This is a genomic window from Pseudomonas frederiksbergensis (assembly GCF_000802155.2).
Lineage (GTDB): Bacteria > Pseudomonadota > Gammaproteobacteria > Pseudomonadales > Pseudomonadaceae > Aquipseudomonas > Aquipseudomonas frederiksbergensis_A.
This window is the reverse complement of the sequence record NZ_JQGJ02000004.1, coordinates 203,121-215,084: the sequence shown is the minus strand read 5'-3', so window position 1 is coordinate 215,084 and position 11,964 is coordinate 203,121. Positions and strand designations below refer to the sequence as shown.

General features: G+C 59.8%; 14 protein-coding genes. 7 read left to right on the top strand and 7 right to left on the bottom strand.

The annotated features are described in order from the left end of the window. The first annotated feature begins 232 nt into the window (after positions 1-232). A complete protein-coding gene (locus tag JZ00_RS09640; RefSeq protein WP_039589001.1) occupies positions 233-781 on the top strand; it encodes an RNA polymerase factor sigma-70 in 549 nt (182 codons plus the stop codon). Between the two features lie 61 nt (positions 782-842). Here the strand turns inward: JZ00_RS09640 and JZ00_RS09635 are convergent, their stop codons facing one another. The 3 genes from JZ00_RS09635 to JZ00_RS09625 all read right to left on the bottom strand — a co-directional run bounded on the left by JZ00_RS09635 (position 843) and on the right by JZ00_RS09625 (position 3,418). Continuing rightward, positions 843-1,856, bottom strand: coding sequence for a GNAT family N-acetyltransferase (locus tag JZ00_RS09635; RefSeq protein ID WP_039589000.1), 1,014 nt, complete (start codon positions 1,854-1,856; stop codon positions 843-845). 67 nt (positions 1,857-1,923) lie between these two features. After that, positions 1,924-2,697 carry a substrate-binding periplasmic protein gene (locus JZ00_RS09630; RefSeq protein WP_039588999.1) on the bottom strand — a complete coding sequence of 258 codons (774 nt, stop codon included), beginning with the start codon at positions 2,695-2,697 and terminating at the stop codon, positions 1,924-1,926. Between the two features lie 94 nt (positions 2,698-2,791). After that, complete coding sequence (locus JZ00_RS09625; RefSeq protein WP_039588997.1) at positions 2,792-3,418, bottom strand: TetR/AcrR family transcriptional regulator; 627 nt, start codon at positions 3,416-3,418, stop codon at positions 2,792-2,794. 213 nt (positions 3,419-3,631) lie between these two features. Here JZ00_RS09625 and JZ00_RS09620 point away from each other — a divergent pair, with 213 nt between their 5' ends. Further along, positions 3,632-4,174, top strand: a complete 543-nt coding sequence (locus JZ00_RS09620) for a 3'-5' exonuclease (RefSeq protein ID WP_039588996.1) — start codon at positions 3,632-3,634, stop codon at positions 4,172-4,174. A 79-nt stretch (positions 4,175-4,253) separates the two neighbouring features. Next, on the top strand, positions 4,254-4,538 hold the full coding sequence (gene ppnP, locus JZ00_RS09615; protein ID WP_003183665.1) for a pyrimidine/purine nucleoside phosphorylase: 285 nt from the start codon (positions 4,254-4,256) through the stop codon (positions 4,536-4,538). Between the two features lie 89 nt (positions 4,539-4,627). Here the strand turns inward: ppnP and JZ00_RS09610 are convergent, their stop codons facing one another. Then, the gene (locus JZ00_RS09610; protein ID WP_039588995.1) at positions 4,628-5,437 is read right to left on the bottom strand and encodes an MOSC domain-containing protein; all 810 of its coding nucleotides are present in this window, start codon (positions 5,435-5,437) and stop codon (positions 4,628-4,630) included. A 72-nt stretch (positions 5,438-5,509) separates the two neighbouring features. Beyond that, on the bottom strand, positions 5,510-6,433 hold the full coding sequence (locus tag JZ00_RS09605) for a chemotaxis protein CheV (protein ID WP_039588994.1): 924 nt from the start codon (positions 6,431-6,433) through the stop codon (positions 5,510-5,512). Between the two features lie 483 nt (positions 6,434-6,916). Here JZ00_RS09605 and JZ00_RS09600 point away from each other — a divergent pair, with 483 nt between their 5' ends. The 3 genes from JZ00_RS09600 (at position 6,917) to JZ00_RS09590 (ending at position 9,159) form a co-directional block, all read left to right on the top strand. Further along, the gene (locus JZ00_RS09600; protein WP_039588993.1) at positions 6,917-7,384 is read left to right on the top strand and encodes a hypothetical protein; all 468 of its coding nucleotides are present in this window, start codon (positions 6,917-6,919) and stop codon (positions 7,382-7,384) included. 225 nt (positions 7,385-7,609) lie between these two features. Next, a complete protein-coding gene (locus tag JZ00_RS09595) occupies positions 7,610-8,503 on the top strand; it encodes a sensor histidine kinase (protein WP_039588992.1) in 894 nt (297 codons plus the stop codon). Continuing rightward, on the top strand, positions 8,500-9,159 hold the full coding sequence (locus JZ00_RS09590) for a response regulator (protein ID WP_039588991.1): 660 nt from the start codon (positions 8,500-8,502) through the stop codon (positions 9,157-9,159). The genes JZ00_RS09595 and JZ00_RS09590 overlap by 4 nt, the downstream gene beginning before the upstream one ends. Here the strand turns inward: JZ00_RS09590 and yegS are convergent. Continuing rightward, complete coding sequence (gene yegS / locus JZ00_RS09585; RefSeq protein WP_039588990.1) at positions 9,143-10,060, bottom strand: lipid kinase YegS; 918 nt, start codon at positions 10,058-10,060, stop codon at positions 9,143-9,145. The two genes, JZ00_RS09590 and yegS, sit on opposite strands and share 17 nt — an antisense overlap. A 344-nt stretch (positions 10,061-10,404) precedes the next feature. On the opposite strand from yegS, the gene JZ00_RS31460 reads away from it, so the two are divergent. Then, complete coding sequence (locus JZ00_RS31460; RefSeq protein WP_230633440.1) at positions 10,405-10,710, top strand: hypothetical protein; 306 nt, start codon at positions 10,405-10,407, stop codon at positions 10,708-10,710. A 59-nt stretch (positions 10,711-10,769) separates the two neighbouring features. On the opposite strand, the gene JZ00_RS09575 is transcribed toward JZ00_RS31460, so the two are convergent. Beyond that, the gene (locus JZ00_RS09575) at positions 10,770-11,957 is read right to left on the bottom strand and encodes a molybdopterin molybdotransferase MoeA (protein ID WP_162488967.1); all 1,188 of its coding nucleotides are present in this window, start codon (positions 11,955-11,957) and stop codon (positions 10,770-10,772) included. Positions 11,958-11,964 lie beyond the last annotated feature (7 nt).

The window sequence follows — 11,964 nt, the reverse complement described above, 5'->3', positions numbered from 1 at the left end:
TGACCTCGGCAAATAATTAGTCGCAGAACCCTGTTCCCACGCAGGTACCAGACCTGCGGACCACCGCGCACCGCGGCAATGAGTCGCAGCCTGGGGAGCTGGACTTCCGCCCATCAATAATTCTTCTTCTCAATTGACAATAATTATCATTAAGCCTAATTTGGCCGTCGATGCGTAGGACATGTCCGCCGGACCGGTCGTCCTGCTAACTATTTGCAGCAAGGTGAATTCCATGACGGAACAAGTATCCACAAGCAGGTGCGACTCACCGCTACTCCAGGCATTCGTCGATAACCGAACCATCCTGGTCAAGATCGCAGCGCGTATCACTGGCTGCCGATCTCGCGCCGAAGATGTCGTTCAGGATGCCTTTTTCCGGTTGCAATCGGCGCCCCAGATCACCTCATCCTTCAAGGCCCAGCTCAGTTATCTGTTCCAGATCGTGCGCAACCTGGCCATCGATCATTACCGCAAGCAAGCGCTGGAACAGAAATACTCGGGGCCGGAAGAGGAAGGGCTGAACGTGGTGATCCAGGGTGCTTCGCCGGAGACGTCTCACATCAACTTTTCCACCCTTGAGCACATTGCCGAAGCATTGACCGAGTTGCCCAGCCGCACCCGTTACGCCTTCGAGATGTATCGCCTGCATGGCGTACCGCAGAAGGACATCGCCAAGGAATTGGGGGTCTCGCCGACCTTGGTGAACTTCATGATTCGCGACGCGCTGGTGCATTGCCGCAAGGTGTCTGGGGTGCGTGGGGATACGTTTGCACGGCGGTGATCCATTGATTTGCCGATGCCCATGTGGGAGCGGGTCCGCTCCCACAGTGACCTGCCCCATTTCACATCAACGAACACCGATCAAAAAACCGCTCCCGCCCCAGGATCATCAACGCCGCTCGCTTGTGCGGAAAATCGAACTCCTTTTCGCAGTGAAAGCACTGGTTGTGCAAATGCCCGATCATTCGAGCATTGTCAGCCCTGGGCTCGGCTACCACGCGTTGGGTACGCGGGTCGTCCAGAAACAGATAATGCACCAGTGCCGATAACCAGCTGGCGACCTTATGCGGGCCGCGGTGTTGTTCTTCACCCACCAGCATATGGATGCCGCGGTCATAATCGTCAGCCGGGTAGAACGGCGCGATTCGATCTTCCTTGGCCCAATACGCTTCGAAATACGCGAATGGCTGGTCGTCGAAACAGCCGATCAATGTCAGGACCCGAGGGTCGTGCTGCAATTGGCTCAAGTACTCGCGATGCTGCTCCAGGCTGCCCTCCTCCTGCCAGAAGCTGGCGACCCGAGGGCTGTTTTGCCAACGGTTGAAACGCGCCAGGTCCTGCTCGATTTCAAGGGTTCGCAAGGACACCCAGGCACCCAGCCGCGCATCGAAGCGGCGGTACACCTCACCACGCGGCTTGATCGGCCTGCGGGGATGTCGCTTGCCATCGGTGATGACCATCTGTTGCGGATAACTGCCGCTGAACGACACCCCTAGCCAGGGCTGCGGCAATTGCCAGAACAGCGTGCGCTCGCATGCGTATTCGTTGGGGTGCGCGGTGGCGACCAGCAGGCCGCTGAGCAATGCTTCGCCGGGATGTTCGTCGAGGTGCCAGACCAGGCACTGGCAACCTGGATCCCGGGTGAACAGCCAATAGCAGGCCGCCCAGAGTGCCGGCCCCACTGGGCGATCGTTGGTTTCCTGCAAACGCACATGCAACGGCGAGCCACGTTCCAGGCGCAGCTGGATCAATGGCGCACCTTCGAGCATCAGGCTCAGGTGACGTTCGGTTTCATCGGCGCCGAGGCAACGACCGCCGGGCAAGGGCAGCGTTGCTGGAGGATTGAGGTCAGGCATTGAAGGCTCGCGTATTCGTCGGTAATCAACGAGTGACGTGAGCCGGTAGGGGAAATTTAGTGTCGCTTCAGTGGTGATGGGTCGACACCAGCTCGATCTGGTAAGGGTTGAAAATTTCCAGCAACTGGCCGTTGTCTCGCAACTTGCCCAGCAATTGCCCGAACGCCTCGCTGGAAATTGGCGCCTGTGGCCGGATCAAGGCGTAGTGGTGATAGACCTGGTCGACACGCTCGGATACGAGCAGTTGCGGAGCGAATTGAGGATTGCGCAACAGATAGTCGCTGAGGTACGAGCGGGTCACCAACGCAACGTCCGCGCGCCCGCGCAAGACCATTTGCAGATTGCTGTCGTGGGAGTAAGTCAACGTGGCGTTGAACTGGCCAATGAGAAATTTGGGATCGGCATTGAATTCGGCGAAAGCGTAGTGATAACCGCTGAACAGCGCCAACCGCTTGGCCCTCAGGTCGGCGAAATAGCTCTGCTGGCGTTCAGGCAAACGCTGGGCCACAAAGATTTCCGCGTCTTCCAGCCCCATGTCTACCGTTGTGTGCGGCACATCCTTCCAGCCCCACTCCGGGTTTTCGAAGATTGCCATGTCGACCCGGCCTTGCTTGAAATCGTTGAAACGCCGCGGAATCGAAGTGGGTACGAGTACGAACTGGTAGTCGGTCTGGGAGCGATTCAACGCCTCGACCAGTTGCGGTAGCAGACCGGTGTCGGCACCATTTTCGGGGCGAACGGTATAGGGCGGGAAATGTGCTGCGCCGATCCGGACCAGTTGCGCCGCCTCGACGGGCACCATCCATAAAAAGACCAGAGCAGCCAGAACTCGCGAGGTCATCCCCATCGGCGAAAACGTCAAGATAACCACTCCCCAGAAGTATTCTTCAATATGTTCACGCTAGGCGGTTTGAGGCGCTTAGCCAGCCGCTCGCTTATTGTTTTTCTTTCAGTACCAGAATCAATGCCTGTTCAGCCAGTTGATCAAGGCTCAGGCTGCCTTCGGCGCGAAACCACGTGGTGGTCCAGGACAACGCGCCTGTCAGGAAACGCCGGGTAACGGCTACGTCTCCGCGAATATACCCGGCCTCCTTGGCCTCTCCCAGGACTTCAAGCCACACACGTTCGTAGATATCACGCAGGGCCAGCACCTGCCGCTGCCCTTGCTCCGACAAGGAGCGCCACTCGTAGACCAGCACCGCCATCGCCTCGCCGTTTCCGCCCATGATCGATTGCAATTCGCAGCGGATCAACGCCAGCACCCGTTCGCGAACGCTTGAACCCTCGGCCAAGGCCGCGTGCATCAACGCGGTGTTGTAGCGGACGGTTTCTTCCATCACCGCACGCAGGATCTCCTCCTTGCTTTTGAAGTGATGAAAAATGCTGCCCGACTGAATGCCCACGGCACTCGCCAGATCGCGAACCGTGGTGCGCTCGAAGCCTTTATGGCGAAACAGGTGGGCGGCGGCCTGGAGCAGTTTGCCGCGAGCGCTGTCCGGATCGGTCAGCTGCCCGCCGTCGACCAGCTCACGCATCACGTCCAGGGCTTTTTGCTCGTCCACCGACTTTGCTCCTCAATCGAACGATCAATGCGCGGCCACTATCAAAACGCCAGCGACACGGCAATTTAAGCTGGCCGGGGCAACCAAGCAAGCGCTCGGGCGCAAGAACCTGCGCTCGGCTCCGTGGGTCGGCGCGTCAAGACAGGACTAGGCGGATGCGCCGGGTTTGACTACGCTCAAAGCCATCAGCACGCCGATACCGGGAACCCTGAAATGCCTCACTGGCTGGTGATTGATCTGGAGGCCACCACCGATGAAGGTGGCTGGCCGGTAACCGAAATGGAAATTATCGAAATCGGCGCGACCCTGGTGAATCGAGACGGCCGGGAAATTGATCATTTCCAGCGGTTCGTTCGGCCACTGAGACGACCGTTGCTCACCTCTTTCTGTCGCTCGCTGACCCATATCAACCAGGCCAACATCGACAGTGCCGCCCCCCTGACCGAGGTCTGGCCGGCGTTCGAGCATTGGCTCGCGCCCTACCACGCCAAGCTCGAAGGCTGGGTCAGCTGGGGTGATTACGATCGCAAGCAACTGCTTCAGGAATGGCAGCAACAGCAACTGCACAGCGTCCTCGGCCACGTGCCGCACATGAATCTCAAGCAGCGTTTTGCCAAGGCCCGTCGGTTGGAGCGGCCGTTGGGGCTCAATGGCGCGCTGCAACTGGCCGGGCTGCAATTTTGCGGGCAACAGCACCGCGCGCTGGAGGACGCCCGCAATACAGCACGATTATTGCCCTTGGTTCTGACGGGCTGAGCCGGCGCAGCAGATGACGGCCCGTGTGGCCTTGTGCATACTGGCCGGCCTTTTTCAGCCCTTTTTCGAGGAATCGCCCATGTTCAAAGTCAACGAGTACTTCGACGGCACCGTCAAGTCGATCGCGTTCGGCACTGCCGAAGGCCCCGCGACCATCGGCGTCATGGCACCGGGCGAATACGAATTCGGTACCGCCCAGCGGGAGATCATGCATGTCGTTTCGGGCGCCCTGACCGTGAAACTGCCTGACAGCACCGACTGGGAAACCTTCGCGGCCGGCAGCCAGTTCAATGTCCCGGCCAACAGCAAGTTCCAGCTCAAGGTCGCGGTCGACACGGCTTACCTGTGCGAATATCGCGGCTGAGTCGAGCGGTAGCGGGGAGGTTTACTCCCCTCGCGCAAAAGCGATTGGTGATAAACAAAAATGCCCGTGTCCAACGACACGGGCATTTTTTATTCCAGCACTTCTACCGGCATGCCTACTTCGAGGCTGCCATGACCGTCGTTCACCAGGTTCTGGCCGAACATCGCGCCGTCCGGAGTAGACCGATACTGCTGCAGCGTTGCGAAAGGCTCGCGCTGCGGATCGCGCTCACCGGTCTGCGGATCGATCGTGGTCATGATGCAGCGCGAGCACGGCTTGACCACCCGGAACTCCACATCGCCGATGCGAATCCGCTTCCAACCATCCTCCGCGAAGGCCTCGCTGCCCTCGACCACCAGGTTCGGACGAAAGCGCAGCATTTCCAGCGGGCGACCGACCCTGCCAGACAGATCCTGCAATGAAGCCTGGCCAATCAACAGCAAGGGGAAACCGTCGGCGAAGGCAACCTTGTCATCGTCCTTGCCATAACCGGCGGCCGTCGTGCGGGCCAATTCCACCGGCACGTGGACCAGCCGGGTAGGACTGCCGATAAATGCGCTGACCCATGCCGCCGCCTCGTCACCGGCATCCGGTACGCGCAGCGTGTCACGCCAGATAATCACGCCCCGCCGTTGTTCTTCGAGGAAAGGCGGCAGCGGCACTTCGATGGCGCCATGGCCCGGCGCGCTGAGCGTCAGGCCACCCGCCTCGTTCCACAGCGCCGAGAGCTGGCTCATCTTCGCCACGGCCCGCTGGGTCAGGAACCGGCCGCTGGCCTCGTCCACCAGCATCCAGCGCCGATCACCGTCGAGCCCGAGCTTGTCCAGGCCAATCCCTTGCAATGGCTGGCCCTTGCCGGACTTCAATGGATAACGGTACAGCGCGCTCAGCCGCAACATGGTCGACTTCCCTGGGAGGCGAAAAAACGCAACCTTATACGAGCCGGTCGACGAAGCAAACCTCGATTGGCCTCAGTCGAGCATCAACCGCTGGCGCACCACATCGACGAGCTTGTCCGGCTGGAACTTGGAGAGGAAATTGTCACAGCCGACCTTCTTGACCATCGAGTCGTTGAAGCTTCCGGACAACGAGGTATGCAATACCACGTAGAGCCCACGCAGGCGTGGGTCGTTGCGGATTTCGGTGGTCAGGCGATAACCGTCCATTTCGGGCATTTCCGCGTCGGTGAAGATCATCAGCAGCTTGTCGGTCATCACCTCGCCGGAATCAGCCCAGGCCTTGAGCATGTTCAGCGCCTTCAGGCCGTCGCTGGCGATGTGCATCTTCACGCCCAACTGGCCCAGGGTATCGCGCAACTGAGAAAGCGCGACATTGGAGTCGTCCACCAGCAAGACCTCGCGGCCACGGGCGCGCTCCAGCACCGGATCCTCGAGTTTGTCCCGGGAGACCTTGGCGTTGTACGGAACGATCTCCGCCAGGACTTTTTCCACGTCGATGATTTCCACCAACTGGTCGTCCACTTTGCTGATGGCCGTCAGGTAATGCTCGCGACCGGCGCTGGTCGGGGGCGGCAGGATCGCTTCCCAGTTCATGTTGACGATGCGATCAACGCCGCCCACCAGGAACGCCTGGACCGAGCGGTTGTACTCCGTGACGATGATGGTGCTGTTCGGCCCTGGCACCAGCGGACGCATGCCGATGGCCTGGGACAGATCGATGACCGGCAACGTCTGGCCCCGCAGGTTGACCACGCCGCAGACGAATGGATGGCGCTGGGGCATCAAGGTCAGCTTCGGCAGTTGCAACACTTCCTGGACCTTGAACACGTTAATGGCGAACAATTGCCGTCCTGCCAGGCGGAACATGAGAATTTCCAGGCGATTCTCACCCACCAGTTGGGTTCGTTGATCTACTGTGTCGAGAATGCCGGCCATCGATGACTCCTGGGCTTGTTCGGATGAATCTTATAAAGGCTCTATCGGCTGCCAGAGCCGGTTCTTGACCCCGATATGAAATACCGTCGCGGGGGATTGATGTCACATTAACATCATGCTTTACTGGCGTTCCGTTTTTCCCCGTTATTATTTCGCTGCGCGACTCCATTCTGCGCACAAAGTTCCCCTGCCTAAGGGATTCCCCTAGGCACAATCAGGTCCAACCTGATATTCCCGCTATCCAATAGCCATTAATGTGACGCCATTCTCATTGCTGAACGGAGTCAGGCTTTTGTGCGCCACTGCAGGACATCGGACCTCAAGCCTTCCGGCCGATCCCGCCCGTGCAATCGTTCGCGATCAGCAGGCCTTTGCCGAACGGCATGGGCTCGCCGGGCGTCTTCGTTCGTCAACAGCCATGAGATCCAACCGTTCGCCACGCGCGAGTTACTTTTCGCCTGACATGATGTTGTGGAGATAAGCATGCCGAACGATCGCAAGAATTGGAGCCAGCGCCTTCCTGAGTTCCTGATCGAAGCCGAGACCCTCTTGGCCAAGTCGGAAGAGTGCCTGAGCCACCTGCAATTGATCAGCAATGACAAAGACGCCATTGATTGCATGCTCAGTACGCTGCTGAAGCTGGCAAACAAGGCCGATGCGCTGGCGCTGGAGGCCGTTTCGGAGTTCTCGTTGCACATCCACGGCTTGCTCAGCCATGCGCAAGACATGGAACTGCACGAACAGGCACTGGGCGCGCTGAAGGATTGCTTCACGCTCATGGCCTGGCAATTGGAGCTGGTCGACCACACCACCGGCAAACTGGGCTTGGACAGCAGCGAACAGACCTCACTCATCGAAGCCTTCGCCTTCCAGGTGGGCCAGAACCCCTGCCAGGCGTTGCAACCACCGCGCCCGCTGGCATTGGTGCCCTTCGTCCAGAAACAAGCATGAGCGTGCTTGTCGCACCCCGCGTCCCTGTGCCTGGTTCCTCGAGCTTTCCGGTCGCCAAGCCGAGCGCGACCAACGATATTTGAAGTGGTACTATGTCTCGCGTCAGTCGCTTCAACCAGCCGCCGCCAACTGAAGCCGTCCCCGACCTGAAACGTTTACCCGACCCGGCCCGTCAGATGCGCTGACCGGCTTGCCCGCAGCGAACATCCATTGGCTCCATCCGCTATGTACGCCAGCTTCAAGTCATTCATTTCCTGGCCACCCTCCCGAGAAAACGCCCGCCGGTTCACACTGTTCCTGTGCATCTGCTCGACCCTCGGTTGCCTGCTGGCTTACTTGTCGGCCCTCACGGTGCCGTTGAGCTTGCTGGCGTTGAATGTTGCGGCCCTTGCCTGTGTCTGGATCCACTACCGGTTGTCACGAAAGTCCATCAAGTTCCAGCCGCAGGAACTCGCTGACCGGCTGCTTGAGGTTCAGGAAAATGAGCGTCATCGGCTCAGCCGGGAATTGCACGACGATATCGGTCAATTATTGACAGCGGCAAAGCTGCAAAGCGAATGGCTCAAGCGCCGCATGCCGGAAGAGCTGCGGAGCCAGTGCTCAGTTCTCAGCGAGACGCTCGACGAAACGCTGAACAAAGTGCGCGACGTGTCGGCGATCCTCAATCCAAGACAACTGACCAGCCTGGGACTCGAAGCCAGCCTACGCGCCCATCTGCTCAAGACCCTGGCAAATACGCCGGTCAACTGGAGCCTGGATTGCCAGCAGCGCATGACCGGTATACCGGAAGAAATGACCGTAGCGGCTTTTCGGATTACCCAGGAAGCGGTCACCAACATCCTGCGCCACGCCCAGGCAAAGAACCTGCTGGTGCGCCTGCAACGACTGCCCGAAGGGCTGACATTGCTGATCAGTGATGACGGCCAGGGGTTTGTCCCCGCTCCCCATCCCGCTCGTGAAGGGCAACGTGGCATGGCCGGCATGTCGGAGCGAGTCGAACAACTGGGCGGCACGCTCAAGGTAACCAGCGAGACCGGCAAAGGCACGCATATCGAAGCTCGTTTTCCGTGGGCGCCTCGCACCCTGGAACGGGCCAGCAAGAATAAGGTTCTCCATTGACTTGTAATTTGCTTTTGGTAGATGACCATTCGCTGATCAGGGCCGGTGTACGCGCCCTGGTCCTCGACCTGCCTGGCTACGCCGTGGTCGGCGAAGCCAACGACGGCGCACAATTGTTGGGGCTGGTGGAGCGACTCAACCCCGATATCGTGCTGCTGGATATTTCCATGAAAGACACCAGCGGCCTGCAAGCCTTGCAACAACTCAAGCAGGTCCGCCCCCACAGCAAAGTATTGATCCTGTCCATGCACACCGATCCAGAGGTGATCATGCAGGCACTGGAATCCGGCGCCCATGGGTATCTGCTCAAGGACGCCACCCCCACCGAACTGGAGCACGCCCTGGAAGCGCTACGCAACAACGAGCGCTACCTGAGCCCGGCCATCGCCCATACCGTGATCAACCAGGCGCTGACCCGGACCCAGAAACAGCAGCCCAATCCTGCCCAGACCCACAACTTGACGGCGCGCCAGCTGGAAATCCTGCGGCTGATCGTGCGCGGCAAGTCCACGCGGGAAATTGCCAACGGCCTCAGCCTGAGCATCAAGACGGTAGAGACCCATCGCGCCCAGATCATGAAGCGCCTGCAGATCCATGATGTGGCAGGCCTGGTGTTGTTTGCAGTACGCGAGCAGATTATCAGCCTGGACGATTGAGCAGTCCGGGCGATCCCAACAGCGGCGAATCCGCCGGCAAATGCACCCGCAGAGCCTTGGGCCGCAAGGTAAAACGCAGCTTGTCGACCTGTAGGGGCTCGCCATCCAGATTGATATCCAGCCCTTGGGCTACCTTGATTTCCACCCAGGGCAAGCGTGCCCGCACGAACATGTTGTCAATTCCCAGGCCGCCGGCCAGCAGATCCTTCAGCGTGCTGACAACCTCTTGGGGCGCCGGCAGGATGCTGATGTCGAGTAGTCCATCGTCCGCCAACGCCTCAGGGCACAGCATATGGCCTCCACCGGCCTGCCGGCCATTGCCTATGCCCAATGCCAACAGATCACCGCGCCAGTGGAAACCAGGCCCTTGCAGTTCGCCATAGGCTGCGCTCAGCTCGCTGAATCGAGAAAGACCGGTAAACAGATAGGCGGCGCCGCCGAGCACTTTTTTCAGGTCTTCGGACGTGTTCGCCGTCACCTGGCTACCAAAGCCACCCGTCGCCATGTTAAGGAAAATCCTCCCGCCCACCTCCCCCACATCGACCGCCCTGGGCTCGACATCCAGCAGATCCAGGGCCTGCTCAGGCTCCAGCGGGACACCGGCCGCCCGGGAAAAATCGTTGGCGGTGCCCAGTGGCAGCAACACCAGGCTGGCATCGCCAGACTGCTGGACAATGGCCTCGGCAATATCTCGCAAGGTCCCATCGCCGCCACCGGCAATCAACCGTGTATATCCGGCGGCCATTGCTTCCTCGACGCACCGCCGGGCATCACCGGCTTCCCAGGTCAATCGAACCGCCAGGTCCCACCCGTGCTTGCGCTTGAGCATCACTGCGGCGCGAACCTCTTCGTTGAGCGCTTGCTTGCCATGCAGGATCAATAGCGCCTTGCCTTTGCTCATCGTCGTCTCCGTCATTGGAAGGATGGTTCAGGAAATGGGACCGCACATTCACTGGAAAAAGCCAGGGCCCCATTCAAATAAAAGACACGGTCTCGACCAGCCAATCCTACTGGGCGCGGACGGGCCTCCCCAGGGTATTTATTTATTCAAGGAATTTTCTTACGAGGCGTGGCGAATCAGCTCAATTGACCCCCTGGCCGTATTGAGACACCTTGGTTTCTGTCGCTTTGAACTGGCAAACGATCATTTAAACAAGGAAGAGTCACCCATGGATGGATATGTAATGGCCCCCAGAGGCCCGTTGAATCGCTTGATAAATCATGGCAACAGGGAAGGAGCGTCCTATGCGTAGCCATGAACGCAAGGTGCCGCCCCAGTTCGGACCGTACGCGAGCGAGCGAACCGACAAAAAAAACGAAGGTAAAAGTTGCAATAAACCCGCTGGAGGAATTGATTTGGAACCGCGTGTCGTTGAACTGGAAACCCACCTCAAATACATCCGCAGGGACATGGATGAAATCCGTACCGACGTAAAAGCGGTTCGCCACCGGCTAGCCTATCTGGCTGGCGCGGCGGCAGTAGTGGTCGGCCTGCTGGGCTGGGTCGCCAACAGCCGTTTCGATCAGTTGGTGACGCTGCTGTCGCGATAAGGGAACACCGCGAAGGCCCGACTCCAACTCGGGCCGTAACCGATGAGTTGCGATCAGGTTTAACCCAGCACTTCACTCAAAGGGATGAAGCCCACTTCATCGCCCTCGACCAGTGTCCGCCCTTCGAGGACTTCGACCAGTCCATCGGCCCAAGCCGCGCTGCGCAGGACTCCCGAACTCTGGTTGCGGTAGATAATGGCCCGGCCGTTCTCGATGCGGCCTCGCAAGTATTCCCGCCGACTGCCCGCCTTCGGCCAGGCAAAACCGGCTGGCACCTTGAACGTGAGCGGTGCCACTGAATGAACGCCTTGGCGTCGCAATAAATAAGGCCGCGCCAACAGAGCGAAAGTCACCAGCGTCGAAGCGGGGTTTCCTGGCAGGCCTATTACCGGCACACCACGAAAATGCCCGAACGTCAGGGGCTTTCCTGGCTTGATAGCGAGTTTCCAGAGTGTCAGCTCACCTTCTTCACGAAGCGCGACCCCCAGGAAGTCGGCTTCACCTACCGACACACCACCCGTGGACAGGATCAGGTCGACGTCCGACAACTGGGCCAGGCAATGGCGCGTGGCAGGCAGGTCATCGGGCAGGATTCCCGCATCGACGACCTCGCACCCCAGGCGTTGCAGCCAGCCACAGAGCAACACGCGATTGCTATTGTAGATCTGGCCCGCCCCCAGGGGCTGGCCAGGCTCCACAAGTTCATCGCCTGTGGACAGAACCGCCACGCGCACTTTTCGCACAACCGCCAGCGATGCACAGCCCAGGGATGCCGCCAGCCCCAGTTCGATCGGACCCAAGCGGGTGCCCGCGCAGAGCACCTGCTCCCCGACAGTCGTTTCCTGTCCTTGGGGGCGAATATTTTGTCCAATCGCCAGGGGTTGGGTGAACCTTACCCGCCCATCATCTTCAACGACGACATTTTCCTGCATCTCGACGCAATCGGCGCCGACCGGAATCGGCGCGCCGGTAAAGATCCGCGCGCAGGTTCCCGCTGCCAAAGGTTCCGGGGCCTGCCCCGCGAAGATCCGCTGGCTGACCGCAAGCGCCTCGCCGCGCGAGTCGGCCAGGCGCAAGGCGTAGCCGTCCATCGCGCTGTTGGACCACGGGGGCAAGTCGAGCGTCGCCACGAGGTCTTCGGCAAGCACCCGACCCTGCGCTTGTGCCAAGGACACCCGCTCGCGCTGGACAATAGGCGAAGCTGCCGCACGCTCAAGCAAGCGCTCCAACGCGACCTCGACGGCCATCAAGGCG

Coding starts and splice junctions, on each gene's coding strand:
- JZ00_RS09605 (WP_039588994.1), bottom strand. CDS start 6,433: ATGGCCGGCATTCTCGACACAGTAGATCAACGAACCCAACTGGTGGGT.
- JZ00_RS09630 (WP_039588999.1), bottom strand. CDS start 2,697: ATGACCTCGCGAGTTCTGGCTGCTCTGGTCTTTTTATGGATGGTGCCC.
- JZ00_RS09620 (WP_039588996.1), top strand. CDS start 3,632: ATGCCTCACTGGCTGGTGATTGATCTGGAGGCCACCACCGATGAAGGT.
- ppnP (WP_003183665.1), top strand. CDS start 4,254: ATGTTCAAAGTCAACGAGTACTTCGACGGCACCGTCAAGTCGATCGCG.
- JZ00_RS31460 (WP_230633440.1), top strand. CDS start 10,405: ATGCGTAGCCATGAACGCAAGGTGCCGCCCCAGTTCGGACCGTACGCG.
- JZ00_RS09600 (WP_039588993.1), top strand. CDS start 6,917: ATGCCGAACGATCGCAAGAATTGGAGCCAGCGCCTTCCTGAGTTCCTG.
- JZ00_RS09595 (WP_039588992.1), top strand. CDS start 7,610: ATGTACGCCAGCTTCAAGTCATTCATTTCCTGGCCACCCTCCCGAGAA.
- yegS (WP_039588990.1), bottom strand. CDS start 10,060: ATGAGCAAAGGCAAGGCGCTATTGATCCTGCATGGCAAGCAAGCGCTC.
- JZ00_RS09610 (WP_039588995.1), bottom strand. CDS start 5,437: ATGTTGCGGCTGAGCGCGCTGTACCGTTATCCATTGAAGTCCGGCAAG.
- JZ00_RS09575 (WP_162488967.1), bottom strand. CDS start 11,957: ATGGCCGTCGAGGTCGCGTTGGAGCGCTTGCTTGAGCGTGCGGCAGCT.
- JZ00_RS09635 (WP_039589000.1), bottom strand. CDS start 1,856: ATGCCTGACCTCAATCCTCCAGCAACGCTGCCCTTGCCCGGCGGTCGT.
- JZ00_RS09640 (WP_039589001.1), top strand. CDS start 233: ATGACGGAACAAGTATCCACAAGCAGGTGCGACTCACCGCTACTCCAG.